The sequence below is a fragment of the Sheuella amnicola genome (genome assembly GCF_010499255.1).
Classification (GTDB): domain Bacteria; phylum Pseudomonadota; class Gammaproteobacteria; order Burkholderiales; family Burkholderiaceae_B; genus Zwartia; species Zwartia amnicola.
Genome location: NZ_JAAGRN010000009.1, coordinates 100,796 through 124,553, shown reverse-complemented (window position 1 = coordinate 124,553; position 23,758 = coordinate 100,796). Strand labels below are relative to the sequence as shown.

Here is a 23,758-nt window from a genome sequence, read left to right as displayed (position 1 = left end):
TCAGATTCTAGTATTGTCGAGTCGGCTGATAGACATGAATGCTATTTCGACCTTCATTTTTCGAAAGATAAAGCGCGAAGTCGGCATTTTTTTGTAAATCTTCTTGAGTCAATCCATGATCGGGGTAAATGGCTATTCCGATACTTGTGCTAGTGATTACAGTCTTATTGTCATGGGTAACGATAGGTTGAGTCAATGCCGCTCGAATTTTTTCGGCCACCAGCACCGCATTGTTTTCATGGTCGATATTAGATAACAAGACAATAAATTCGTCTCCACCGATACGACTGACGGTATCGCTATCCCTGACACTTTTGACGATCCTGTTTGCTGCTTCCTTCAAAACGTCATCACCTATGGCGTGACCAAGCTCGTCATTGATATTCTTGAAATTGTCCAAATCAAGATAAAGCAAGGCAAGTTTTGTTTTGTTTCTGCGCGCAACAGCTAGTTCGTGTTGGATACGATCGGCCAGTAACACCCGATTGGAAAGCCCTGTCAGGGAATCATGGTGCGCAACGTATTGAGTCTTGGCGTGATTTTTGTAGGATCGCAGCAATAAGCCTAAGCCAATAAGCAAAATCAAAAGACTGAAGGCGGAAGAGTAGATGACCCCTCTGGAGTCCTTTAGCCAGTTACGTAAATACAAGTCCTTCGTGATGCTGCCGCCCGTAATGAATGGATAATTATCGAGCTTTCTGAATGAAATCATTCGATCGATGGAGGCATATCCTTCAGTGTGTCTTGGACCTTTCGTCAGAATGGCCCTGCCGCTAAATACAGGATTTTTCGAGGATAGCTCGATTACGCCTGATTTATTGACTGTGCCCAACATATCGTCGACAAAGGGCCAGCGAGTCAGGATCGTCAAGTCATCGCGAAATAACGTGAGCGATGCGCCAGATCCTAACTTGCTCCCGACACGTTCGTAAATTGACGAGAATACTTCAGCAGAGACACCGACAAGGATAAGTCCTAGAAATTGGCCTTTGCCGTCATTAACCCGTCGTGCCAGATAAAAAACCCATTTTCCGTTTCCCTTGTTTTGCACAGGGATACTGTAATAAGTATTGGGACTATTGTTTTTACTGAGGAAGGCGAAATAGTCTCTGTCCGATAAGTTAATTTTTGGAGGAGGGTGCGAGCGGGAAAAATTCAGCACTTCGCCAGTGTTGGAGACGAAGGTTGTCACGTCAATGATCGGGTTGGATTTTGTTTTATCGACAAGTAGGTCGAACTGAGCCTTTTTGCTTGCGAATTCTCTGTAATCTGCTTCGGAATTGATTTTTGCCAACTCGACTACATCCATGATGCTATCGAGCACTGTATTGGCTGAAAAAATCGTTTGTGCCGTATGCTCTGCCAGAATCAAAGTCAAAGATTCCAGCTCTCTGGCGCGGTCGTTAATCGTATTTGTACGCAGGGTATATATGGATACGACAGCATTCAGGATAATAATCAAGCCAAGCACAAACCCCGCTATCAGGACTAGCCGAGTATTCTTCTTATGTAGGCTTAAGGTCAGTTCCGATGGCAAAAGAACAGCTCTCCAATAAGTTGGTTTGTTTTCAATTTGATGTCTATCTTGAAGTTCGACAGAATTTAACTGATTTTATTCACACAAGATGAGAGGATTAACGTCAAAATCGGTTTTTTTTGTACTTTGTTTGATTTGTTCTTAAATAACCAAAATTTATGTGACAAATCACTGATTCTGAATATGACAAAAAGATTGTTTCACTAGTGACAAAGCACATTGTTGTCCTAGTATTGATGAAAATTGGGACGAAAAAAAACGGACCGCCTAAGGCGGCCCGTTTTCGGGTACTGGTGCCGATGAACGGAATCGAACTGTCGACCTTCTCATTACGAATGAGCTGCTCTACCAACTGAGCTACATCGGCGAAGCGGAAAATTATAGCAGAGGTTCAGTTGGACACTTGTTATCGGAATGTGCTATAGTCTTGCACATCGACAAATCTCTGATTTGCTTAAAGCAGATTTAGGATTTAGACAATTCCCTGATAGCTCAGTCGGTAGAGCGACGGACTGTTAATCCGCAGGTCGCTGGTTCGAGCCCAGCTCGGGGAGCCAAATTCAGATTAAGCCCAGCTTTCAACAGCTGGGCTTTTTCTTTGCAAGCCTTGAATTTGGCTAAATGACATGTGTTAATTGTCAGCAAGTTACGCCTACTTGATTTGCAAAGATCGATTTAGTCCAGAGTGCTTGAATTGTGTTATGTTCATGGGTCTGGCAGTTCTCGCGCTGCTTGTCTTCAGTGCCCCGTGCGGGCCTCATTTCCACATACAGGATTGAACTCATCATGATTCGTCGTCATTTGATGAAGGCTATTGTTGCCATTGCAACATTTGGTGTTATTTGCACGGCAAGTGCTCAGCAGGTACTGCGGGTGACCGCCATTCCAGAGGAGGCAGCGACGGAACAGGTTCGAAAATACGGACCTTTTGTTCGTTATCTGGAAAAGTCATTAGGCCTTAAAGTCGAGTACATGCCAGTCAATGATTATCCTGCAGCCGTTGAAGCTTTGGTTAATAAACAAGTGGATCTTGTTTGGTTTGGAGGTGTGACCTTCGTTCAGGCCAATATTCGCTCGGGTGGCAAAGTCATTCCGATCGCCCAGCGCGAAGAGGACACAAAGTTTCGTTCGGTTTTCATCACCAAAAAGAACTCGGGTATTACAAAGCTTACCGATCTCAAAGGCAAGCAAGTGAGCTTTGGCTCACAGTCAAGCACATCCGGGCATTTAATGCCAAGAACTTATCTGCTTGAAGCTGGCATAGAGCCTGAGCGTGACTTCAAGCTCACTGCTTACTCGGGCGCGCACGATGCAACGATCGCCTCGGTTGTAAGCGGTCGGGTCGATGCTGCAGCCCTGGACATGACTGTTTGGCAAAAGTTTGTGAATGATAAAAAAGTCGACACGAATGTGGTTGATGTTTTTTATACCACGCCGCCTTATTTCAATTACAACTGGTCGGTTCATGCCGATATGCCACAGGCCTTGCGTGACAAGATCGCCGCTGCTTTGTTTGCGTTGGATATGAACACACCAGAGGGCAAGGAGATTCTCACGTTGAACCGCGCAACAAAATACATTCCCACCAAGGTTGAGAATTACGCTAGTTTGGAGCGCGCGGGGCGAAGCGCAGGCATTATCAAGTAATTGTTTTGAAGATCCGACTTGAATCTGTAGAGGGTCGGCATCCTAGGGCAAAGCCCGGGGTGCCGAGCGCCATTCGCGAACTGAACCTTCGACTTTCAGCAGGCGAGCATGTTGCCGTGATCGGCCCCTCGGGCGCTGGCAAAACCACGTTGCTTGCCTTGATGGCATGCGCTTTAAAGCCAACTTCGGGCAAGTTTTTACTCAATGAGACGGACCCATGGGGTCTATCCACTCGCGAATTACAAAAACTTCGCGGCAAGTTGTTTTATGCGCCCCAAACGCCTCCCTTGCCGCCGCGACAACGCGTCATCACTGCATTGCTTGCCGGGCAGCTACCAAGGCTGTCATTATTTCAAAGCATTTCCCAGTTGATTTATCCACGCAATGTTGACCAAGTCTTGGAAGCTTTGAGTGCGTTTGACTTTGCAGAAAAACTTTGGGATCGCGTGGATCGACTCTCCGGGGGCGAACGCCAGCGAGTAGGTTTGGGTCGTGCGTTGATGTCTCCCTCTTCGCTTTGGCTCGTCGATGAGCCGTTGTCGGCTTTGGATCCAAAGCGGTCACGACAGGCAATTGACACCTTGATCACACAGGCGCAAAAGCGAGGAGTGACTCTAGTCACAACCCTGCATCAGGTGGATGTGGCAATTTCTCGTTTCCCACGGGTGTTGGGCCTGCGCGAAGGAAGGCTGGTGTTTGATCTTCCTTCTGCCGAGGTGAGCAAAGAGCGACTTGCCGATCTATATCATCAGTTTGAGCATGAGCTTGCGGGTGTTGCAGCGCCGGTGATTGACTTGTCGCCGATACCTGATTCCTCGAATCGCATACATTGCCGTTAGCCATGTCGACCGTCATTTTCGCGCCATCGCTTCGCGACCCGACTTGGTCACGCAAAGTCTTTTGGACAAGTTTTGCTTTGGTGCTGATGTTGCCGGCACTTGTTGCAACAGAATTCAGACCCTGGGTATTTTTTGATCCCGATAATCTTCGTGTGAGCGCTAAGTTTCTAGGTGATTTTTTTCCTCCAAAGCTTGATCCTGAGTTTCTGATGATGGTGGCCAAGGAGGCTTGGCGTACTGTAGCGATTGCAACGGCAGGGATGTTTCTCGCATTGGTTCTGGCAATCCCAATGACGCTTGCTGGCACTAGCATGCTCTCAGTCTCATTGCTGAGCGGACGAATGGGTGTGTTGCCTTTTGTTATTAGGCAATTGATCCGATGGGCCATGATCATCCTTCGTAGCATCCCGGAGCTGATTTGGGCTTTGGTATTCGTGCGCGTGGTGGGCCTTGGACCAGCAGCTGGAGTGTTGGCGATTGCTTTAACCTATGCCGGCATGTTGGGAAAGGTTTACAGCGAAATTTTGGAAAGCGGTGAGTCCCATGCGACACATACGCTTATGCGCAACGGTTGTAGTCGGATTCAAGCTTTTTTTTATGGCCTTCTGCCCCAAAATGCAACGGAGTTAACGAGCTATACGGTGTATCGCTGGGAGTGTGCGATACGTTCCTCCGCGGTATTAGGATTCGTTGGGGCAGGTGGATTGGGCCAGCAGATGGACAACTCCATGAAGATGTTCAATGGCGCAGAAGTTTCCACCATGCTAATCGTATTTATGCTGCTTGTGGGTTTGGCAGATTTGTTAAGTTCCCGGCTTCGTAAGGTGATTCAGTGAACAGCGAGCGGCCCGATCATTTACTTCGATGGAACAGTTCAGTCTGTTGGGTGACCGCATCTTTAGTCGTTCTTACATTGCTAAGTTTTTGGAGTTTGGATTTACAACTTTCAAGGCTGTTATCCTGGGATAGTGCGGTCCGGATGGGGAAGTTTATCGGCGAGCTTTCTTCGCCGAATATGGAGTCGGCATTTTTGTGGCGGCTTTTAATGGCAAGCCTTGAGACTTTGGCGATGTCAGCATTGGGGACCGTGATTGCGATGTTTTTTGGCTTGCTGTTGGCTCTGCCCGCAAGCAAAACTTATTCTGGCGATCGTGCCCTTTGGCGCTTGCCAACTCGCTTGTTGCTTAACGGCCTGCGTTCAATTCCAGAGCTTGTATGGGCAGCTTTGTTGTTAATTTCAGCGGGACTTGGTCCGTTTGCCGGGACGCTGGCATTAGCTCTACACACAACGGGCGTTCTGGGCAGGCTATTTGCTGAAGCGATTGAAAATGCCCCAGAGGACGCTGCGGCTGCATTAAGAGCGCAAGGGGTTTCAGAATTTAGGGTGTTTTTGTACGCCACATTTCCAATTGTTTTGCCTCAGCTCATGTCGTATTCGCTTTATCGCTGGGAGAACAACATTCGTGCCGCCGCGATCCTGGGGGTGGTGGGAGGCGGAGGACTTGGCCAGATGCTGGCCTATCACATGGGCTTGTTTCATATGCGAGAGACCAGCACGATTTTGATCGCGATGATTTTGCTCGTTGTGTTTGTGGATTCTTTGTCTTACTTAGCCCGCCGGGGTATGTCTCGTTGATTGTTCTGCGAACACGCGTGACCAGCCCTATCGCTTTTAATCCGCAGGTTGCTGTTACGCATTCTGCTTGGAGAATCTGAATTCATACAAATGAAGGGCGCTAGTGATTAACTTAAGCGATCTAACTACGCGATCTTTTTGTATTCTTGCCCCATTTTACTGATAATGTATTGCCAAGTAATTCCAATTTATCCGGAGATCTTATGTTTAATCATGTCATGGTCGGGGCGAATGATTTAGAGGCGTCCAGAAAGTTTTACGATGCAACGCTAGGCGTGCTGGGAGTCGCGCCCGGTGTAATCAATCGTGATACCAGGTACTTTTACAGAACGCCGGGGGGTGCTTTTTCGTTTACGCTCCCTCTGGATGGAAAGCCGGCAACGCCTGCAAATGGCGGCACGATTGGTTTTGTTGCGAAATCAGTCGATCAGGTGAATGCGTTTCATGCGGCTGGTGTTGCCAATGGCGGTACTACTTGCGAAGATCCTCCAGGCTGGCGCGATGGTCCGGCAGGAAGGATGTATCTAGCCTATCTGCGTGATCCTATCGGCAACAAGCTTTGTTCGATATTCAGAGAGCCCAAGTAACGAGCGAACGAGCGAGTCACGCACGGCGCTTAAACCTTCGCTGGCATTAGCGACACAGCAGGCATGCAGGCTAATTAGGAGCAGGTATTTTGATTTTTGAGCCAATTACCTCAGAGTTTCTACCTCAGGGTGTGCGATCAACATTCGTGCGCGACGTAAATGACGCGACGTTTCATGTTTTGGAAGCCGGGTATGAAACTTCCGGTCGCCCTCTATTGCTTTTGATTCATGGCTTTCCCGAGCTTGCTTACAGCTGGCGTCATGTCATGGTGCCTTTGGCTGAGGCCGGCTATCACGTGATTGCGCCGGATGTCAGGGGGTATGGACGTAGTTCTGGATCAGATGTGCGGTATCACGATGATTTAAGGCCCTTCAGCACGCCCAATAAGATTCACGACATGCTCGCGTTAGTGATGGCGATGGGATATCGTGAGGTGGCTGCGGTGATTGGACACGATCAAGGCTCACCGCTTGCGGGTTGGTGTGCATTGACGCGACCGGATGTCTTTAAGTCCGTGGTGATGATGAGCTCACCCTTTAGGGGAGGGCCCGAGTCGTTGCCATTCAATACAGTTAACGTACCTGCAAAACCAGTCGCACCTTTGACGATTAACGAGGACTTGGCCAGACTCAATCCGCCCCGCAAGTACTACATGAATTACTACGCGACCGAACCGGCGAACGAAAACATTTGGCACCCCAGGCAAGGTTTGCATGATTTCATGCGTGCTTACTACCATATGAAAAGTGCCGACTGGGTACAAAATAAACCTTTTCCACTTAAAGCGCTGATCGCTAGCGAATGGGAAAAGCTGCCGCGTTACTACGTGATGGATCTCGATAAGGGCATGGCTGAATCGGTGGAGTCTGAAATGCCCACGCCGGAAACGATCGCTGCCTGTCGGTGGTTGCCTGATCGGGAGTTGAAGTTATACGTACAGGAGTATGCGCGGACAGGTTTCCAAGGTGGACTGCAGGGCTATCGAAAGAACCCCGGCGACAAGGATTTAGCCATTTTCGCGGGACGTACCATTGATGTTCCCGCAATGTTTATGGGCGGACGGTCTGACTGGGGGGTATATCAAACTCCGGGTGGATTAGAGCGGGTGGAGCAAAGACTGTGCACTCAATATCAAGGCACTGTATTGGTTGATGGCGCAGGTCACTGGGTGCAGCAGGAGCAGCCGGAACAGGTCAGTCGTATCCTGATTGATTTCATTCGCAAGAGTCGGCAATTGCAGTAGTCGCTCCGAAAATAAGTGTAATTTTGACTCCAAAGGAGTAGCATCAACTGAAACAGGATTGACTTGTGGTAAGTATGCCGCATGTCCTAACTCGCTTTTCATCGGGAGTTCAAAATGTCCAAAGTTCTCGTGTTGTATTACTCCACATACGGCCATATCGAGCAGATGGCCGAGGCGGTTGCCGAAGGTGCCAGATCTGCTGGCGCAACAGTTGATATCAAACGCGTTCCTGAAACTGTTCCTCCGGAGATCGCCAAGTCCGCTCATTTCAAACTCGATCAATCCGCTCCAGTCGCTTCGGTTCAGGACCTGGTGAATTACGATGCCATCATCGTAGGCTGTCCGACGCGTTTTGGTCGCATGCCTAGTCAAATGGCTGCGTTTCTGGATCAAGCTGGAGGCCTCTGGGCCAAAGGCGCACTCAATGGCAAAGTTGGCGGCGCATTCACATCGACAGCGACCCAACATGGAGGGCAAGAGGTGACTCTGTTTTCCATCATCACAAACCTGATGCACTTCGGCATGGTTATTGTCGGCTTGCCCTATAGCTATCAGGAGCAAATGTCGATTGATGAAATCGTTGGTGGCAGTCCATATGGTGCAACGACGATTGCCGGCGGGCAAGGGCAGCGACCACCAAGTGCTATCGAGTTGGGCGGTGCTAGATATCAAGGCAAACTGATTGCCGAAACTGCGACGAAATTATTTAAAAGTTAGTTTTTTCGACGTTTAATCTACTTTGATTCCGGCGGCCTTCACGATCGATGCATAGCGCTGGGACTCGGCGGCGCAATACTGTTTAAATTGTTCAGGCGTGTCGCCAACAGGTTGCGCAAGCGCATCTTGTATTCGCTTGCGGATATCGGCTTGCGACAACACTTTGCTCACTGCGGCATAGACTTGTTCAGTTAATCCTGATGGCATCTTTGCCGGTCCCCACATTCCGTACCAGGTCGTAAGATTCAGTGTCGGAAAATTCTGTTGCGCAAACGTCGGTACATCCGGAAGAATCGCCAGGCGTTCGGGTGATGAAACGCCCAAGGATCTTAATCGACCGCTTTTGACTAGATTGATTGATGATGGCATCGAGTCGAACATGAATGTGATTTGTCCGCCGATGACATCAGTCAATGCAGGTGCAGAGCCTTTGTAAGGTACAGGAACCACATCCAGTTTGGCTACCTGCTTGAACAGTTCACCCATCAAGTGTCCGGGGGCACCCGGACTTGAGCTCGCAAAGTTGTGTCGACCTGGTTGCGATTTGATCAACTTAATAAGATCGGCAACCGAATACACGGGCAGATTTGCGCTTACGACCAGTTGGATAGGTGTGTACGCCAAATTAGTGATAGGAGTGAAGTCGGCAATCGGGTCGTGCGGCATATTTTTGTATAGAGCCGGATTGACTACGTGTGCCGAAACATTAACCAGTAGTGTGTATCCGTCGGGCGATGCTTTAGCGACGATGTCCGCCCCTATCATCCCGCTGGCTCCCGGTTTGTTTTCTATGGTGACTGTTTGACCGAAGCTCTCCGATAATCCGTGGGCAACAATGCGACCCACAATGTCTGTCGGACCTCCCGGCGGAAACGGAATCACCATTCGTATCGGCTTATTTGGGTAGTTTGTTTGTGATTTGCCTGGAGCTGCCAACCCTGCAATCATCAGACCGCCACCGGCCTTGATTAAATGACGGCGTCGTTCATCGAGTACTCGTGTTTTTTTATTTGAGTTGAGCATTTTTGTCTCCAACGGCTTGTTTTATCCAGCATAGAGAACGGTTGCTCAGCTCACAACATTGAAATATTTATCTTAATGGTTTCAAAAAACGCAATAATCACTGTGTATTTAATTTTATAAAAGTTAATAAGGGTGCCGTTTTATGCAAAATGTGTAATTAATGCGTGAAATAGAAATGACTTGTCATCTATCGGGTTGAAACTCTAACCTTACTGAGAATTAGATTTTCGTTGGACGATCCAATGCTTTCGATGCGTAATGACAGGTTTCCATGAGCGAATCAGATCTTTCCATTCTTACCAGTACAGTTCTTGAAGTCGAAGATGCCTTCGAGGTGAATGAGCTTTATCAGCGTAATGGTTGGACTGATGGCCTGCCGATTGTTCCGCCGACTGAATCCAGGGTCCGGCAGTTTTGCGATTCCATGGGATTGCCGCCTGGGCACACGATTGGAACCGAACCGGTACGTCGACGCCGGATTACAGCTGAGAAAGTTGCAATTGCCGCAGTCATGGCTGGATGTCTGCCTGAATATATGCCTGTTGTCAGGGCTATTGTCGAAGCGATGTGCGAGCCCCAATTCGGTTTGCATGGATCGACTTGTAGTACGGGTGGTGCCGCTCCGATGATCATTGTGAATGGTCCGATTCGCAAGCAGATCGGCATGAACGCGACGCATAATGCCTTGGCCAACGGTAGCCGTGCAAATGCCAGCATCGGACGTACCGTGCGGTTGATGCTATTAAATGTATTAGGAGGCATTCCGGGGCAGCTTGATCGAGCAACGCTTGGACATCCCGGCAAATTCACATTCTGTCTTGCCGAGGATGAGGATGAAAGTCAGTGGATTCCCTTGGCGCAAGAGCGAGGAATCGCAGAAGGTGTATCTGCCGTGACTGTGATGTCGGTCGAGTCGCCGCATCAGGTGATGAACGAATGGACGCATAATCCGAAAGAATTGCTGGACACATATTCAGCTGCGGTTCGAAGCAATATGCTCGAATATTCAATCTGGGAGGGTAACTATGCAATGGTGGTTGCCAAGCAGCATCGGGACATTTTCAATGCCGCAGGTTGGACTAAACAGGACATTCGCGAATATATGTTTGATCGCTGTGAAGTGCGGCGCAAGCAGTGGCGCGATGTGGGCAAGGGAGCGATCGCAGGCCTGAAGGACGAGGAGCGCATATATAAGGCGATGCGTAGTCCGGATGACTTGCTTGTGATTTCTGCAGGAGGTCCGGCGGGAGGTTTTGGTGCGATTGCACCGCCATGGTACGGTAAAAAATCACTGGCAGTGACTATGCCGGTGACCGTTGTTTGATGTTGTGAAAGGAGCAGGCATGACTATTAGAGTCCTGGACCCGCGATTATCGGCTGAGGGGGAGGCGTTGCGCCTTGCTCCTCCCCTGAAGTCGCTGGAAGGTGCCGTCATCGGCATGATTGATAACGCAAAGATCGGTACATCGAAGTTGTTCGACTATATCGCCGAGATTTTGAAAAAAGAGCACGGGGCGCGTGAGTTTTTGCGTGTGCGCAAGCCTGATGCAACCAAACCCGTTCCGCCGGAAATGCTTGCGAGTATCTCAGGCGCGGACGCGATTTTGGCTGCAACCGGCGACTGAGGGTCTTGTTCGTCGTGCAGTCTGCATGACGCCATTGAAGCCGAGCGTCTGGGGATTCCCGCCGTCGGCATTATGACCGATCGATTTGTGCGCAGCGCCGAGGTCATGGGAGAGCTTAATGGCTTGCCAGGGTATCCTTTTGCTGTGATTGGTCATCCCATCGCAAATAATAGCGATGAAATACTTCGCGAGAAGGCAGTAGTTGCGGCTGCGCGTATTGTGTCTTTGTTGACTGAGCGCCAGGCGTAAGGATTGTCAGGCATTATCGACCACCTTGTCTTTAAAAGACGGTGGTCGATTTGTATGAGTCAGTTTGAGTGTTTCACCTGCTTTTTGCCTGTCTGTTTAAGTGGCGCTTTCATTGAACCGACTTCAATGATTCGCCAATCTGATTGAAGATGAGTCAGAAACCCTTTTGCGCTGGGCGTAAGCGCACGATCTTTTAAGGTCAAAATCCCCATTGATCGTTCGAAGTGCGGCTTGACTAGGGGGCGAGAGATGAGTCCCGCACTGACTGCCACCGGCACGGCTCCGCTTGGTACGACCGAAACGCCGACCCCAGCCCGAACGCATTGCATGACTGTGGCGAATTGATGCACCGTGATTGCATGGTGAAGGCTGAAGCCTGCCAAAGATGCGGCACCGTCCAGTAATTTTCGGGCGTGGGCTTCCTTGGGTAGCGACACGAGGGTGCAATCCGCAATATCCTCGATTCGGATTTCATCCAGGCAGGCCAAGCGGTGCTGCTTGGGCATGACGACGTGAAAACCCTCAGTGCTCAGTTCTATCGTCGCGAACTCTCTGGGAACTTCGTCCAGGTATGTGATGCCGAGATCTGCCAGGCCACTGCGTACATCTTCCATGACAGTGCCGTGCACGCCTTCACGTAGCTGGATTTCAATTTTGGGTCGACTAAGAAGATAACTTGCCACTAGTCGAGGCAATTGGGAATATGCTGCAGACATCACTGAGGAAATGATGACACGACCGCGTTGTTCATCGGAAATGTCACGCATGTTTTCATATGAAATCCGCAGGTCGGAGAGAATTCTGTTCGCCAGGTCGATAAATTCCTGTCCTGCGGGTGTTGTTTCGATTCTTCTTGTGGATCGACGAAATAATTCTAGCCCTAGCGCGCTTTCGACACGCTGCACCATGCGGGTGAGGGCCGGTTGAGAGATGCTTAAGGTTAATGCCGCTGCCATGAAGCTGTTGTATTCGGCAATAGTGCAGACTGCTTGAAGTTCGCGGGAACTCAAGTCCGGAATAGTTCCAGATTGGAGTAGAGAGGGGGCGGATTTTTTCTTCATCTTGAAAGCGGTCCTGGTGGCACAAAAGCGTTAAGTAAGAGAAATCACTGGCAGCGGTTAAAACAGTTTAAATGTATTTATGCAATTAATGAAATTAAAAATAGTAAAAGATTAATATTGTAAATAATCGTTGCCAGATTTACTCTGTCGCAAGATTGAAGTTGATATGGAAGAAGGACAAAAGATGACACCCGCGTTTGATTTGATCGTGATCGGAGAAGGTTTTGCAGGCCTGACTTGCGCATCCGAGGCGGCTAAACTTGGCCTTGTCGTTGCGACATTCGAAAGCGAGTTCTACGGCGGCCTTGTAGTCAATGTGAATGAGCTTGAACATTTCGAAGAGGCCGACGGCCTATCCGGCATGGACTATGCCGGTATGCTTGCAATGGGCAATAAAAGGGCTGGAGTAAAAAGTATTCAGGCTGAAGTGCGTTGCGTTCGTCGGGTGGATGGCGGATTCGAAGTGGATACCGACTCAGGGGCTCAAACAGCTCGTTTTGTTGTTATCGCCACAGGAGCGAAGTTGAAAAAACTTGGTGTGCCTGGTGAAGCCGAGCTTGAAGGTCGAGGCGTGTCACATTGCGCGGATTGCGATGCGCCAATGTTTACCGGTGCAGAGGTGGTGGTTGCAGGAAACGGTGATTGGGCCTTGCAGGATGCATTGCTGCTTGCGCAGGAATGTGCCGCTGTACATATCGTATACCCAGGCACTGGATTGAAGGCATGCGACGACTATATTTCGCGCGTTACGTCGGAATCAAAAATCATTCTCCATCCGAATCATTCAATCATCGAAGTTTTAGGGGATGAAACGGGCATGACCGGTGTGACGGTTCGAAACGATCAAGGCGAATCCGCACAATTGAAGGCAACCGGTTTGTTCGCGCTGCCGGGGCTCGAACCCAACGGTGCGATCGCCCCTAAAGAAGTTGAGCGTGATGTTTCAGGCTATTTGAAAGTCGGTCCGGAACTTGAAACATCTATTTCCGGTCTCTGGGCGATTGGTCAGGTTAGATCCGGATTCGGTGGTTGGCTGAAAGACGCCGTTCTAGAGGCTCGGCAGGTGGCCAAGCATGTAAAGTCTAGATCCGCCTAAAATCCGGACCATTGCCACTACTACTTTTATGCCAAACCATGGCATGACATTCGATGATCGTAGCTACTGCAGGACACATAGATCACGGTAAAACAAGCCTCATCAAGGCGCTGACGGGAATAGAAACGGATCGCCTGCCCGAGGAGCGCGCACGCGGCATGACGATTGATCTTGGTTTTGCTCATGCCGAACTTGGCCAGAATAGTTGCGTGAGTTTTATCGATGTCCCCGGACATGAAAGATTTGTGCGTAACATGCTTGCGGGTGTTACCGGGATCAATGCCGCGCTATTGATCGTCGCAGCCGATGATGGTTTGATGCCCCAAACCCTAGAGCATCTTCATATTCTGGACTTGCTCAATGTCGAACGTGCAGCAATCGTGATTACCAAAGTGGATAAAGTGGATGCCGCCAGGGTCGAGGGTGTATCAGCTGATATCACTGCGATGATCCACTCCACATCTATCGCTGGAGCTCCTGTCTTCAGGGTGAATTGCATAACCGGCGATGGCATTTCGACTGTGCGAGATTGGCTGTTTGATTTATCCGGTCGATCTTCTTCCGTAGACGATATTTCTCAGGGATTTCGTATGCCCATCGATCGGGCATTTACCATAGCTGGGAGTGGAACTGTTGTAACGGGTACGGTTCATAGCGGAAAAGTCAGTGTGGATGATCAGTTGATGATATCGCCCGAAGGCATCCAAGTCAGGGTCAGAGGCATACAGGTTCATGGTGTGGCGACTGAATTTGCCTATTCCGGTCAACGATGTGCTTTGAATCTGGTTGGCGTGAACGTGTCTGAAGCTGGTCGTGGTAACTGGATACAGGATTCAAATACGCATGCGCCGACTAATCGTTTGGATGTCAGGCTTAAAGTGATTGAATCAGAGGATCGTTCATTGTTGCACTGGTCTTGTGTTCATCTTCATTTGGGGACGACGGATGTGTTGGCGCGGGTTGTCGTGTCTGGCGAAGGCAAGATTGAACCCGGTCAGACTCGCTACGTCCAGCTGATTACCGATAAGCCAATAGCAGCATTGCATGGCGATCGATTCATTATTCGAGATCAATCGGCAACTCGTACGATCGGTGGTGGCATAGTCATGAATCCCTTTGCGCTCAAACAAAGACGCGGGGCGGGCGTCAGAGAGGCTGAGATGCAAGTCTACGAAAGATCAACGCCTGAGAAAATTCTTTCCGGATTGCTTGATCTGAGTGAAGCAGGCGTGGATATACATTCGTTTTGCCGGGCAATGAATCTGTTGCAACAAAATGTCGGAAGCATGATTCGTGATGCGGATGCGATTGTCTTGGGTAAAGCCATGCCGATTGGAATCTCGCGAGCCGCATCGGATGCTTTGAAAGTGAGTGTGCTGGAAAAAGTCCGCAAGCATCACACACTCTACCCTCAAGACCCGGGTATCGGAGTGTCTGCTTTAAGATCAATGATTACAAAACGCATTCCGTTTGAAGCATTTCAGGCGTTGATACGGGACTTGGCTAACCGAAAGTTGTTGGTGCTATCCAATGATGTCGTCAGTCTTCGCGATCATGATGTATCCGCAAACCCGGAAGACGAAATGCTTTGGAAGCTGGTTCACGAAACATTGCTTTCATTCGGCGTGAATACTCCGTTAGTTGGTGTGCTGGCAGAAAAATTGAAGGTCAAAGAACAGCCATTACGCGACTTTCTTCATCGTAAAAGTAGAACGGGTGACATCAGGCGAGTTACTCCTGATCGATTTTGCTTAAGAGAGACGCTTACAAGGCTCGCGGCAGTTTTGGTTGATGTGGCAAACAAACAGCCGGGCGGTTTTTTCAATGCAGCGCAATTCAGGGACGCCATCGGAACTGGACGTGGGCTTGCAATTCATTACCTAGAGTTCTTTGATCAGCTTGGAGTGACGCAGCGATTTGGCGATCGTCGCAGGATTGGCAAGCGTATTAAAGAATTTCTTTGAGCGATGGTTCGCTATATTTTCCCGGCTATTTTTGTGATCGTCTTGCGGTGCTGATCGTAATACCGGGCAAGCTCCATCAGAGTGTTTAGATTGAGCTTGTTTTTCAGAAGGGAACGATACATTTTTACTGTACGTACCGATATGCCCAGTTTTTTCGAAACTTCACTTTGCTGATGTCCCTGACCGAGTAGTGCCAAAACTTGAGCTTCGCGCTTGGTGATGGGAAGTTGAGACATTGACTCCGATGCATTCGATACTTGTTTTTGTAATAAATGCTGTTTCAATAAATTGAATTGTTTTTCCAGAGCTTCAGTGATCTGTACGGTGGTAAAGGGTTTCAGTACAAAGTCTACAGCGCCATGATGCCAGGCCGTAATGATGTCGGCTTTTTTAGCGTTACCGCTGATGAAGATGATGGGAAAATTGACATTCAGAGATTGAAGACTTGATTGCAATTCGATTCCGTTCATGCCATCCATTTGATAATCGAGAAGAATACAAGTTGGTATTCCGTCATCGGGATCGAATTGATTGATCGCATTTAAAAATGCCTCTCCCGATGAGAAGCATAAAACTTCATATTCCAGGGATAACCACTCTCCAAGACTGTCCCGTATGACTGCTTCATCGTCGACGAGAATGACTCTGGATTTGATCATTCGTGCACCTTAGCTGAGAAACGCTGGGCGAGTGGGATGCAAATTTCAAAGATTGCACCGCCATCGGGATTGTTTTTTGCAGTGATGTTGCCCTGGTGCTTGTCCATGATTTCTTTGCTTAACCATAAACCTATTCCGAGTCCGCCTTTTTTTGTTGTCTTATACAGTTCGAACATGTTTTGCAGCAAAACAGGATCAATTCCACTGCCGCTGTCGGCGATGGAAAGGATGGCGAAAGAATTATTTTGAGATATGTCAAAACGAATCTCTTTCGAATTTGATTCGTCTGTATTCACTTTGCTTTTAATAGAGTCGATTGCGTTGTTAAATACGTTGATCAATACCTGTTGAATTTGAATTGCATCGCCCATGCAGACCAGGTCGTGGTGGTACGTCCTAACAAGATTTATTTTATTGGATTTGAGAGTGGGCTCGATAATTTCGAGAATCCCTTCACTGATCTGAATCAAATTAATTGGTTCAAATTCTGAGTTCTGATTTTCGAAAAGCTTTCTTAGGTTTTTGACTAAATCGGTAACTTTGTTAAGTTCAATGCTCATCTTGTCGAGAGTCGATACTGCTTTTTGATTATTTTCAATCTTTATTAAATCGCGCTTGATAGCCTCTGCTTGAAAATTAATACCAGTTAATGGTTGACTGAGCTGATGCGCCAGTGAACTGGCTAGCGTGCTCATTCCTAACGCTCTGTTTGAGGTGATCAGACCAGTCAATAATTTGTTTTTGTCCTCAAGTACTTTGACCAGGTTTTTATTTAATAGGTTGGCCTGATCTGCGATGGGGTTGACCCAACTGATTCTGAGGGATAGATAGAAAAAATATCTAAAAACATTCACTGAAACAAAAAACGTGTACAACAACACGACCGCCGTTGACGGTTGTCGCGGCATAATTGGAGTCGATGAGAAGTAACTCGCCATTCGAAACAAAGCGAAAACAACCAAAATAATTTCCAGATAACTAATCCATTTCAGAAACAGATTGGACTTCAGTTCTTCATTCGTTGAAGTGATGCAAATATAAAAAGTCGCGATGGCTAAACTTGCGGAGGATATCCCCGAAAGCAGGATGGGTAGCATTGGGTTGATGTGAAAGCGGCAATATTCGATCAATGCGCAATATCCACAACCAATGAATAGGGAGATGCCGAACTTGATAAAGTCCACATTTCTGGTGAGCGTGTAAATACTAAAAAAAATGGCTATTTCGGAAGCAATGTAAAACGCATTTCCGGCGAAAAGTATGTACCACTTCATTCCCAGTTCCGGATACCAGTTCGTTGCGATCACCTGAGACAAGACTGGCAAAACGAGTAATTCAGACGTCAAAAAATATTTCCCTGACGCATCGACTCGTTCCCTGAACGAAAAATAGAGGATGCTTGCCGACCCTATCGTCAGCAGGCCATAAATAATCACCAACGTGATAAATGAATTCATTTCATTGACTTAGAAACTGTGGATTGCTTTGGCGTGAACGTTTGTTTCATAAATTATTCAATTAAATCAATATGTTTTGAAATTACTGTACTCAAGTACATAGTCTTAAATGGGTAAAGTCCTTAATCTTTACGCATTGCTCATGGATTGATGTCACGGATGCCTCAAAGGCTCAAATTTTGATCAATTTCAGCTAAAGAGCACGATGTCCACATGGACTGGTAATTAATTTAAACATCAAGATATCTGATTTTTATCAGTTTTAGTTTTGATTTATTTCGAGCGGTTAGTCCGGAGGACGTTTTATGAAAAATTTTGCCAAATTATCTGCAATTAGCGTGTTTTGTTTTTCTTCGTTGTCTTGCTTCGCCAGTAATTCTGGCGGTACTGCTGACACCATTTTTTATGGCGGCCCTGTCTTGACTGTAAATGCCAAGAATGAAGAGGTTCAGGCATTGGCTGTGCAAAACGGCAAAATTGTCGCTGTCGGAACCAAAGATAGCGTATTGAAGAACTGGAAGTCTGATAAGACCTCAGTTGTCGACCTGAAGGGCCAGACGCTTATGCCGGGTTTTGTCGAGCCACATGTTCATTTCATTGTGACATCGTTGTTTGAGGGGTTATGGACGAACCTGAGCAATTTCAACTTACCGTATGACACGATTGAGACATTGACTGAAAAGTTGAAGGCCAACTTAAAAAACGTTCCCGCTGGCGGATGGTTGACCGCGTTTGGAGTCGATCCGTCACGCACCAATCCTTTCCTGGCTGAGCTAAACGCAGATATTTTGGATAAGGTATCCACCGAAGTGCCCATTTTTGTGGTTAATCAATCCGGCCATATCGCGTATGTCAATCGTAAAGCTTTTGAGTTGGCAGGCATCACGAATAAGACACCTAATCCTGTGGGTGGAGGCGTGTTTGTTAAAGACGCGCAGGGAAATCTCACCGGAAAACTGATTGAACCCACATCTTATTTGCCATTTATGGCGAAAATGCCTCAGCCCTCCGAGGCGCAACTGATTGGTGCCATACAGTCGACCATGAAGAAGGTCGCCGCCACAGGGGTGACAACTGCCTCCGAAATGAGTGTCGGGAGCAATTTGGGAGTGGATCAAGAGATCGCTATCTACAAGAAATTGGCAGCCGCAGATGCATTGCCCGTCAGAGTGCGTGGATATCTATGGGGGGAAGCATTACCCAAGGGTAACTTGAGTATCAAGCCTAACGAAGGCGATGACCGGTTGCGTTTTATCGGAATTAAATACATCGCCGATGGCTCAACGCAAGGAATGACAGCGGCCTTGAATGCTCCTTATATTCATCCGCATGGAACGACTTTCAGTGGCGATCTGGACTACAAGGATGATGAAATCCTGAGCTTGATGAAACCATATTTTGATCAAGGCTGGCAGATTTCGATTCATTCGAACGGAGATAAAGCAATTGATCAGACCTTGAATAATTACGCAAAATTGCTTTCGGGTAGTGCCAAACCGCAAGAGCGTCGCTTGAGGATTGAACACTTCACCGTCAATAACAAGGATCAAGTTAAAAAGGCTGTCGAATTAGGTGTCATTCCAAGTTTTACGATCGATCATGTTCGCTATTGGGGAGAGGCTTTCCACAATCACCTCATTGGATCCGAGCGTGCTGATCGCATTGATCCTACGGGTGATTTCAAGAAGGCGGGTGGTCGCTTTACGCTTCACAGCGATACGCCCGTTTCACCTGTAGGTCCGCTTAGTTATATCTCTGAAGCCGTCACGCGAGAGTGGCAGTTGCCACCCACGAAGGTGTTAGGTCCTGATCAAAGGGTGACAGTGGATGATGCCATCCGAGCCGTCACTATCGATGCTGCTTATCAAGTGATGTCGGATGATAAGGTGGGCAGCCTTGAGGTTGGCAAGCAGGCGGACTTTGTTGTGTTGGCGAAGAATCCCCGAACCACAAAACCTGAAGAGATTCGGGATATCCAAGTGAAAGAAACGTGGATTGATGGAAAAAAGATTAAATGATCATTATTAAAAGGAACAATGTGATGCACAAAATCAAAACAATAGAAAAATCCATTATTTCGGGTTTAGTTTTAAGTTTGATTTCGTGCATTTCTTTTGCACAATCGTCGGGTAATGATGCGAAAGATCTTGCTTCGAAATTGACCAATCCTGTCTCGGACTTGATATCAGTCCCTTTTCAATACAACTATGACGCCAATATTGGAATTGATAAAAAGGGAACGAGCAATTCGTTGATCGTACAGCCCGTTGCCCCGGTCAAACTGAATAATGACTGGAATTACATTCTTCGACCGGTTATCCCGTTTCAAGCTTTAAGTGGAGTGGATGGCTTTAGTGGAACGGGCGTTGGGTCTGTGGTCGTGGAAACATTTTTCTCGCCCCGCGCTGCAAGTGAATATATCTGGGGTGTTGGACCAGTCGTGAGCACTCCATCCTTATCCGGGAAAAATTTCGGAACCGCCCAAACCGGTGTAGGCGTGAGCGCGGTTGGCTTGGCGATGAAGGCACCCTGGACAATCGGCTTACTGACATACAACACATGGAGCACTGGAGGCGATGCCAGTTATGGCACTGCCAACAACTTGTATTACCAACCATTTATCAGTTATGTTACGCAGAATGCGTGGACGTATTCCCTGAATACTCAATCCACATTTAATTGGGACACGCGTCGGGCTGAGAACCCCATGAATTTCACCGTTTCCAAGCTGGTTAAGTTTGGCGAAACACCGGTTTCCCTGTCTGTTGGTGCACGCTACTACCTGAGTAGTGTGCCTGGTGGGCCCAGTGGTTGGGGTGGTCGGGCGAGCATCACCTTTATCATTCCCGAATAAGTTGGAATTTAAGCGCCGTTAAGCGCAAGTGATATGACCGAAGAAAAACGAGATTGCCAAATGCGTAATGCAAGATACTTTAAAAATGCACTGGCCTTATGTCTAGTGACAATGACTTCAGGAGTTGGAGTTGCTGCCTGGGCTGATGAAATAAAGAAACCGGTCGCGATTCCTCAGGTCTCAAATGACTGGCGTGGATCGATTACGCCATATCTTTGGGCCTTGAATGTCAACGGTAGTGTCTATCATGGTGGCAATGAGTTAGTCAGCGCAAATATCGACACCTCTTCATTATTGTCGACCCTGAATATGGGCGCGATGCTAATTGGCGAAGTTCATAAGGGTAATTGGGGCTTATCGGCTGACTTGATGTACGCCGATATCACCAAAACTTCATCGCACCCCGTTGGCAATTATGTCGATCTAGGCTCCAAAACATCATTGTCCCTGGGTATATATACGGTGACGGCGAGCTATACGCTGCACAACTCAAAAGATGTCTATCTGGATGCGTTGCTTGGTGCACGAGTGTTAAACAACAATGGGTCGACGAGCTTTAACGTTGATGGATATCCGCTACTTCGAAAAAACATTAACACCACTGTGACGGACCCTGTTGTGGGCGTCAAAGGACGCTTTCGCATTTCGGATAGCGAGTACTTTGTACCGTTCTATGTGGATGTTGGCGGCGGTGGCGGCAACACACAGGTCACGACCCAAGCTTATTTGGGGGTGGGGCGCGCATTTGATTGGGGCGATGTGGAACTCGTCGTTAAAAACCTTTACTACAAACAGAAGAATCAAGGCGTGACAACCAATCTGGATTTGTTTGGTGCCGGAGTTGGTGTGACATTTAAGTTTTGAGGGTGAAAGAGGGCGTACCCCGGGCAGAAGTAAGTGTGCATGCCGATCGTTTCAGTCAACGATCGGCAATTCGTCCCAACGCGTGGTGTAGCGTGGTGATCTGTTTTCGGACAGCATGGACCATCCCGTCCCGATTCCGCTAGCCCCCCAACGTAGTGTTCCCCGACCGAAGTCGGCGTTGATCAGGTCGACTGTGGACATCAGTTCGCTCGATCTTTGATTTCCGATCGAATCGTCAAACAGGGATGACTGACGCGTATGCTTGTCTGACAACAACATCAGCATCACACCCGCTTTTTTATATCGGTAACCTGGGCGGTAGATGAGGGTGAGTCCGCTTAATGCCGCGCGAGTCAACGTTCGCGTATCGTCGGTCGGATCCATTGTGGGTACTGTCAGGCCGGCACTGTACTGCTTGTCCCGGTTAAACCGATTTGTTTGTATGAAGACGTAAATAGCAGCTGCTACCGAACATTGTCTTCTTAAACTTTCGGTTGCGCGTGTTACATATGTGGCAACAGCCTCTTTTAATTCCTCGATGCATTCAATAGGTCTGCCGAAACTGCGTGAGGACATGATCTGTTGTTTGGGCTGGTGCATCTCTTCGAGTGAAAGGCACGAAATCCCGCGCAACTCATTGCATGTTCTTTCCATGACGACACCGAAGTGGGTGCGGATTTCTTTTGGCGAGGCGTTGCGCAGATCAAGCACGGTCTGTATGCCGATTGCATCGAGACGTTTGCGGATCTGCGCGCCAACGCCCCAGACTTCGCCGACCTCGACCCGACTCATCCATGCAAGACGATCGGGGCGGGGGATAATATGCAGATCGCAGACGCCATTGAATTCCATATTTTTTTTAGCCAGATGATTAGCGAACTTCGCTAGCGTTTTTGTCGGAGCGATGCCGACGCATACAGGCAATCCCGCCCACTGCCGAATTCGTTGACGGATTTGTTGTCCCATCGCCATTGCGCCGCCGTATAGGTGTGCAACGTTTTCAATGCGCAGAAACGACTCGTCGATGCTGTAGACCTCTATGTCAGGGGTGAAGTCCCTAAGAATTTGCACGACCCGGTTGCTCATGTCTCCGTACAGAGCGTAGTTGGATGAAAAGGCCAGAATTCCGTGCTTGCGGGCAAGATCTTTCATCTTGAACCATGGCGTACCCATCTTGACCCCAAGCGCTTTGACTTCATTGCTGCGCGCGACTGCACAGCCATCATTATTCGACAGGACCACAATCGGAATGCCTTCAAGTTCGGGCCTGAATACGCGTTCGCACGAGACGTAGAAGTTGTTGACATCCACCAGTGCGAATTGAGCGCCAATCCTGATCGCCGTCGACATCTTTACCCCCGCATCGCATAGCGACGAACTACGCCGATCACCACCCCCCATACGAACAGTTCTCGTCCGTCTTTGAATTCAATGGCCGGATAGTTTGGGTTTTCCGCGCGAAGTTCGACGCGTCCCCTATGTTGATATAAGCGCTTTAACGTGTAGTCGCCATCGACTACGGCCACCACGATGTCGTTATGTTTCGGATTCAATCCGCGATCCACGATCACTTTGTCGCCTTCTTCGATGCTGGCTCCGCTCATCGAATCTCCCTTGACGTTAAACAGAAAGGTCGCGGGTTTGTTGCGCACGAGGTAATCGTTCAGATCCAGTCCGACTTCGATGTAGTCGGCAGCGGGCGAGGGGAACCCGGCGCTGATGCGATGTGCCATCAGCCGTAAATTGAGTGCAGCCGGTTCCGACGCCACAGTTTGCGGCGTTTGACTCAAAGTGGGCTCCGACTTTGTCGGCAAGATGGCTGATGGCTGTATACTGTACATATATACAGTATACAGCCATCATTAAAACATTCACTCTGTCGTGCTGGGGCTCCAGTACGCCTGGTTGATGCACGCCTGTTGTTGCAGTTTTTGAATGATCATGTCTATCTGATCGCCATCAATGGCTGTTGCCGACAAGGTTGCTTCAATTTGAACGGCGTCATCACCAAAGGCCTCGACTTCAAGGCTATGCGCCGGGTAATTTGCTTGTTCCAACGCATCTGCCAGGCGTTGCATGGCTTCTTTTTGCCGAGCGAGTGGGGCGATGACGTAGACGGTATTGGTGACCTCGACGGACTCGGTGTCCATCGGTTGCCGGTTGATTCGGTTAACTACGGGACGCAGCAAAGTATTTGCAGCGAGTACGAATATCGTGGCGAGTACCGCCTCGACAATCAGATCGGCACCGGCGCAGGCACCAACCGCGGCTGACCCCCACAAGGTTGCGGCGGTATTGATTCCCCGGACATTGCCTTCTTCGCGCATGATTACCCCCGCGCCCAGGAACCCGACGCCCGAAACGACATAGGCTACGACGCGGACAATTCCTTCATTTCCTCCGATCCGGTTTCCTATGTCGATGAAAATGGCTGCTCCTACTGCCACGAGCACGTTGGTTCTCAGACCGGCTGTTCTTTGGCGGTATTGACGTTCCAGACCGATGATCCCGCCCAGTACAAAGGCAGATAACAAGCTGATCAGAGTATCGAGTGCCGAGGCGAGGTTCAAGTTTGCGATGATTTGCATGATGATCCGATGGGTGATTTCACTTGCACAGATCGAAGTTTAATGTATACTTTATCAAATACGAATCATTATCATTACCATTTATTCAGGAAATCATCATGGCACTCAGAT

General features: G+C 48.5%; 22 protein-coding genes and 2 tRNA genes. 15 read left to right on the top strand and 9 right to left on the bottom strand.

Annotated features, from left to right (window positions below):
- Nucleotides 1-7: 7 nt before the first annotated feature.
- Nucleotides 8-1,537, bottom strand: a complete 1,530-nt coding sequence (locus tag G3I67_RS12975; RefSeq protein ID WP_163655949.1) for a bifunctional diguanylate cyclase/phosphodiesterase — start codon at nt 1,535-1,537, stop codon at nt 8-10.
- Nucleotides 1,538-1,828: 291 nt separating this feature from the next.
- Nucleotides 1,829-1,904: transfer RNA gene (locus G3I67_RS12970), tRNA-Thr, on the bottom strand.
- Nucleotides 1,905-2,018: 114 nt separating this feature from the next.
- On the opposite strand from G3I67_RS12970, the gene G3I67_RS12965 reads away from it, so the two are divergent.
- The 8 genes from G3I67_RS12965 (at nt 2,019) to wrbA (ending at nt 8,207) form a co-directional block, all read left to right on the top strand.
- Nucleotides 2,019-2,094: transfer RNA gene (locus G3I67_RS12965), tRNA-Asn, on the top strand.
- A 247-nt stretch (nt 2,095-2,341) separates the two neighbouring features.
- The gene (locus tag G3I67_RS12960) at nt 2,342-3,184 is read left to right on the top strand and encodes a putative selenate ABC transporter substrate-binding protein (protein ID WP_446033328.1); all 843 of its coding nucleotides are present in this window, start codon (nt 2,342-2,344) and stop codon (nt 3,182-3,184) included.
- Nucleotides 3,185-3,189: 5 nt separating this feature from the next.
- Entirely contained in the window at nt 3,190-4,023 is an 834-nt protein-coding gene (locus tag G3I67_RS12955; RefSeq protein ID WP_163655947.1) for a phosphonate ABC transporter ATP-binding protein, read from the top strand.
- Nucleotides 4,024-4,025: 2 nt separating this feature from the next.
- The gene (locus G3I67_RS12950) at nt 4,026-4,859 is read left to right on the top strand and encodes a PhnE/PtxC family ABC transporter permease (RefSeq protein ID WP_163655946.1); all 834 of its coding nucleotides are present in this window, start codon (nt 4,026-4,028) and stop codon (nt 4,857-4,859) included.
- Nucleotides 4,856-5,659: a phosphonate ABC transporter, permease protein PhnE gene (gene phnE, locus G3I67_RS12945; RefSeq protein WP_163655945.1), complete on the top strand. Its 804-nt coding sequence runs from the start codon at nt 4,856-4,858 to the stop codon at nt 5,657-5,659. The genes G3I67_RS12950 and phnE overlap by 4 nt, the downstream gene beginning before the upstream one ends.
- A 203-nt stretch (nt 5,660-5,862) precedes the next feature.
- Nucleotides 5,863-6,246 carry a VOC family protein gene (locus G3I67_RS12940; RefSeq protein WP_163655944.1) on the top strand — a complete coding sequence of 128 codons (384 nt, stop codon included), beginning with the start codon at nt 5,863-5,865 and terminating at the stop codon, nt 6,244-6,246.
- Nucleotides 6,247-6,392: 146 nt separating this feature from the next.
- The gene (locus tag G3I67_RS12935; protein WP_311197117.1) at nt 6,393-7,490 is read left to right on the top strand and encodes an alpha/beta hydrolase; all 1,098 of its coding nucleotides are present in this window, start codon (nt 6,393-6,395) and stop codon (nt 7,488-7,490) included.
- A gap of 114 nt (nt 7,491-7,604) precedes the next feature.
- Nucleotides 7,605-8,207 (top strand): NAD(P)H:quinone oxidoreductase, encoded by a 603-nt coding sequence (gene wrbA / locus G3I67_RS12930; protein ID WP_163655943.1) that lies wholly within the window; start codon nt 7,605-7,607, stop codon nt 8,205-8,207.
- 12 nt (nt 8,208-8,219) lie between these two features.
- Here the strand turns inward: wrbA and G3I67_RS12925 are convergent, their stop codons facing one another.
- A complete protein-coding gene (locus G3I67_RS12925; RefSeq protein ID WP_235931922.1) occupies nt 8,220-9,230 on the bottom strand; it encodes a Bug family tripartite tricarboxylate transporter substrate binding protein in 1,011 nt (336 codons plus the stop codon).
- 271 nt (nt 9,231-9,501) lie between these two features.
- Between G3I67_RS12925 and G3I67_RS12920 the strand changes: the two genes are divergently transcribed.
- On the top strand, nt 9,502-10,554 hold the full coding sequence (locus G3I67_RS12920) for a hypothetical protein (RefSeq protein ID WP_163655942.1): 1,053 nt from the start codon (nt 9,502-9,504) through the stop codon (nt 10,552-10,554).
- Between the two features lie 19 nt (nt 10,555-10,573).
- A complete protein-coding gene (locus G3I67_RS15155; RefSeq protein ID WP_273701386.1) occupies nt 10,574-11,104 on the top strand; it encodes a UGSC family (seleno)protein in 531 nt (176 codons plus the stop codon).
- Between the two features lie 59 nt (nt 11,105-11,163).
- Here G3I67_RS15155 and G3I67_RS12905 read toward each other — a convergent pair whose 3' ends face one another.
- Nucleotides 11,164-12,165 carry a LysR family transcriptional regulator gene (locus G3I67_RS12905; protein WP_163655939.1) on the bottom strand — a complete coding sequence of 334 codons (1,002 nt, stop codon included), beginning with the start codon at nt 12,163-12,165 and terminating at the stop codon, nt 11,164-11,166.
- Between the two features lie 166 nt (nt 12,166-12,331).
- Between G3I67_RS12905 and G3I67_RS12900 the strand changes: the two genes are divergently transcribed.
- Nucleotides 12,332-13,261, top strand: a complete 930-nt coding sequence (locus tag G3I67_RS12900; protein WP_163655938.1) for an NAD(P)/FAD-dependent oxidoreductase — start codon at nt 12,332-12,334, stop codon at nt 13,259-13,261.
- Between the two features lie 53 nt (nt 13,262-13,314).
- On the top strand, nt 13,315-15,225 hold the full coding sequence (gene selB, locus G3I67_RS12895; RefSeq protein ID WP_163655937.1) for a selenocysteine-specific translation elongation factor: 1,911 nt from the start codon (nt 13,315-13,317) through the stop codon (nt 15,223-15,225).
- Nucleotides 15,226-15,236: 11 nt separating this feature from the next.
- Here selB and G3I67_RS12890 read toward each other — a convergent pair whose 3' ends face one another.
- Together G3I67_RS12890 and G3I67_RS12885 are read right to left on the bottom strand one after the other, a co-directional pair.
- A complete protein-coding gene (locus G3I67_RS12890) occupies nt 15,237-15,884 on the bottom strand; it encodes a response regulator transcription factor (RefSeq protein ID WP_163655936.1) in 648 nt (215 codons plus the stop codon).
- Nucleotides 15,881-17,014, bottom strand: a complete 1,134-nt coding sequence (locus tag G3I67_RS12885; protein ID WP_163655935.1) for a sensor histidine kinase — start codon at nt 17,012-17,014, stop codon at nt 15,881-15,883. Before G3I67_RS12885 ends, G3I67_RS12890 begins: the two co-directional genes overlap by 4 nt.
- A 632-nt stretch (nt 17,015-17,646) precedes the next feature.
- Here G3I67_RS12885 and G3I67_RS12880 point away from each other — a divergent pair.
- The 3 genes from G3I67_RS12880 to G3I67_RS12870 are packed head-to-tail and all read left to right on the top strand — an operon-like array spanning nt 17,647 to nt 21,059.
- Nucleotides 17,647-19,359, top strand: a complete 1,713-nt coding sequence (locus G3I67_RS12880) for an amidohydrolase (RefSeq protein WP_163655934.1) — start codon at nt 17,647-17,649, stop codon at nt 19,357-19,359.
- A 23-nt stretch (nt 19,360-19,382) separates the two neighbouring features.
- Nucleotides 19,383-20,195: a transporter gene (locus G3I67_RS12875; RefSeq protein ID WP_163655933.1), complete on the top strand. Its 813-nt coding sequence runs from the start codon at nt 19,383-19,385 to the stop codon at nt 20,193-20,195.
- Between the two features lie 60 nt (nt 20,196-20,255).
- A complete protein-coding gene (locus G3I67_RS12870; RefSeq protein ID WP_163655932.1) occupies nt 20,256-21,059 on the top strand; it encodes a hypothetical protein in 804 nt (267 codons plus the stop codon).
- A 51-nt stretch (nt 21,060-21,110) separates the two neighbouring features.
- On the opposite strand, the gene G3I67_RS12865 is transcribed toward G3I67_RS12870, so the two are convergent.
- From G3I67_RS12865 to G3I67_RS12855, 3 genes are all read right to left on the bottom strand, one after another.
- Complete coding sequence (locus G3I67_RS12865; protein WP_163655931.1) at nt 21,111-22,409, bottom strand: Y-family DNA polymerase; 1,299 nt, start codon at nt 22,407-22,409, stop codon at nt 21,111-21,113.
- A 2-nt stretch (nt 22,410-22,411) separates the two neighbouring features.
- Entirely contained in the window at nt 22,412-22,849 is a 438-nt protein-coding gene (locus G3I67_RS12860; protein WP_235931921.1) for a LexA family protein, read from the bottom strand.
- 81 nt (nt 22,850-22,930) lie between these two features.
- Nucleotides 22,931-23,647: an MgtC/SapB family protein gene (locus tag G3I67_RS12855; protein WP_163655929.1), complete on the bottom strand. Its 717-nt coding sequence runs from the start codon at nt 23,645-23,647 to the stop codon at nt 22,931-22,933.
- Nucleotides 23,648-23,758 lie beyond the last annotated feature (111 nt).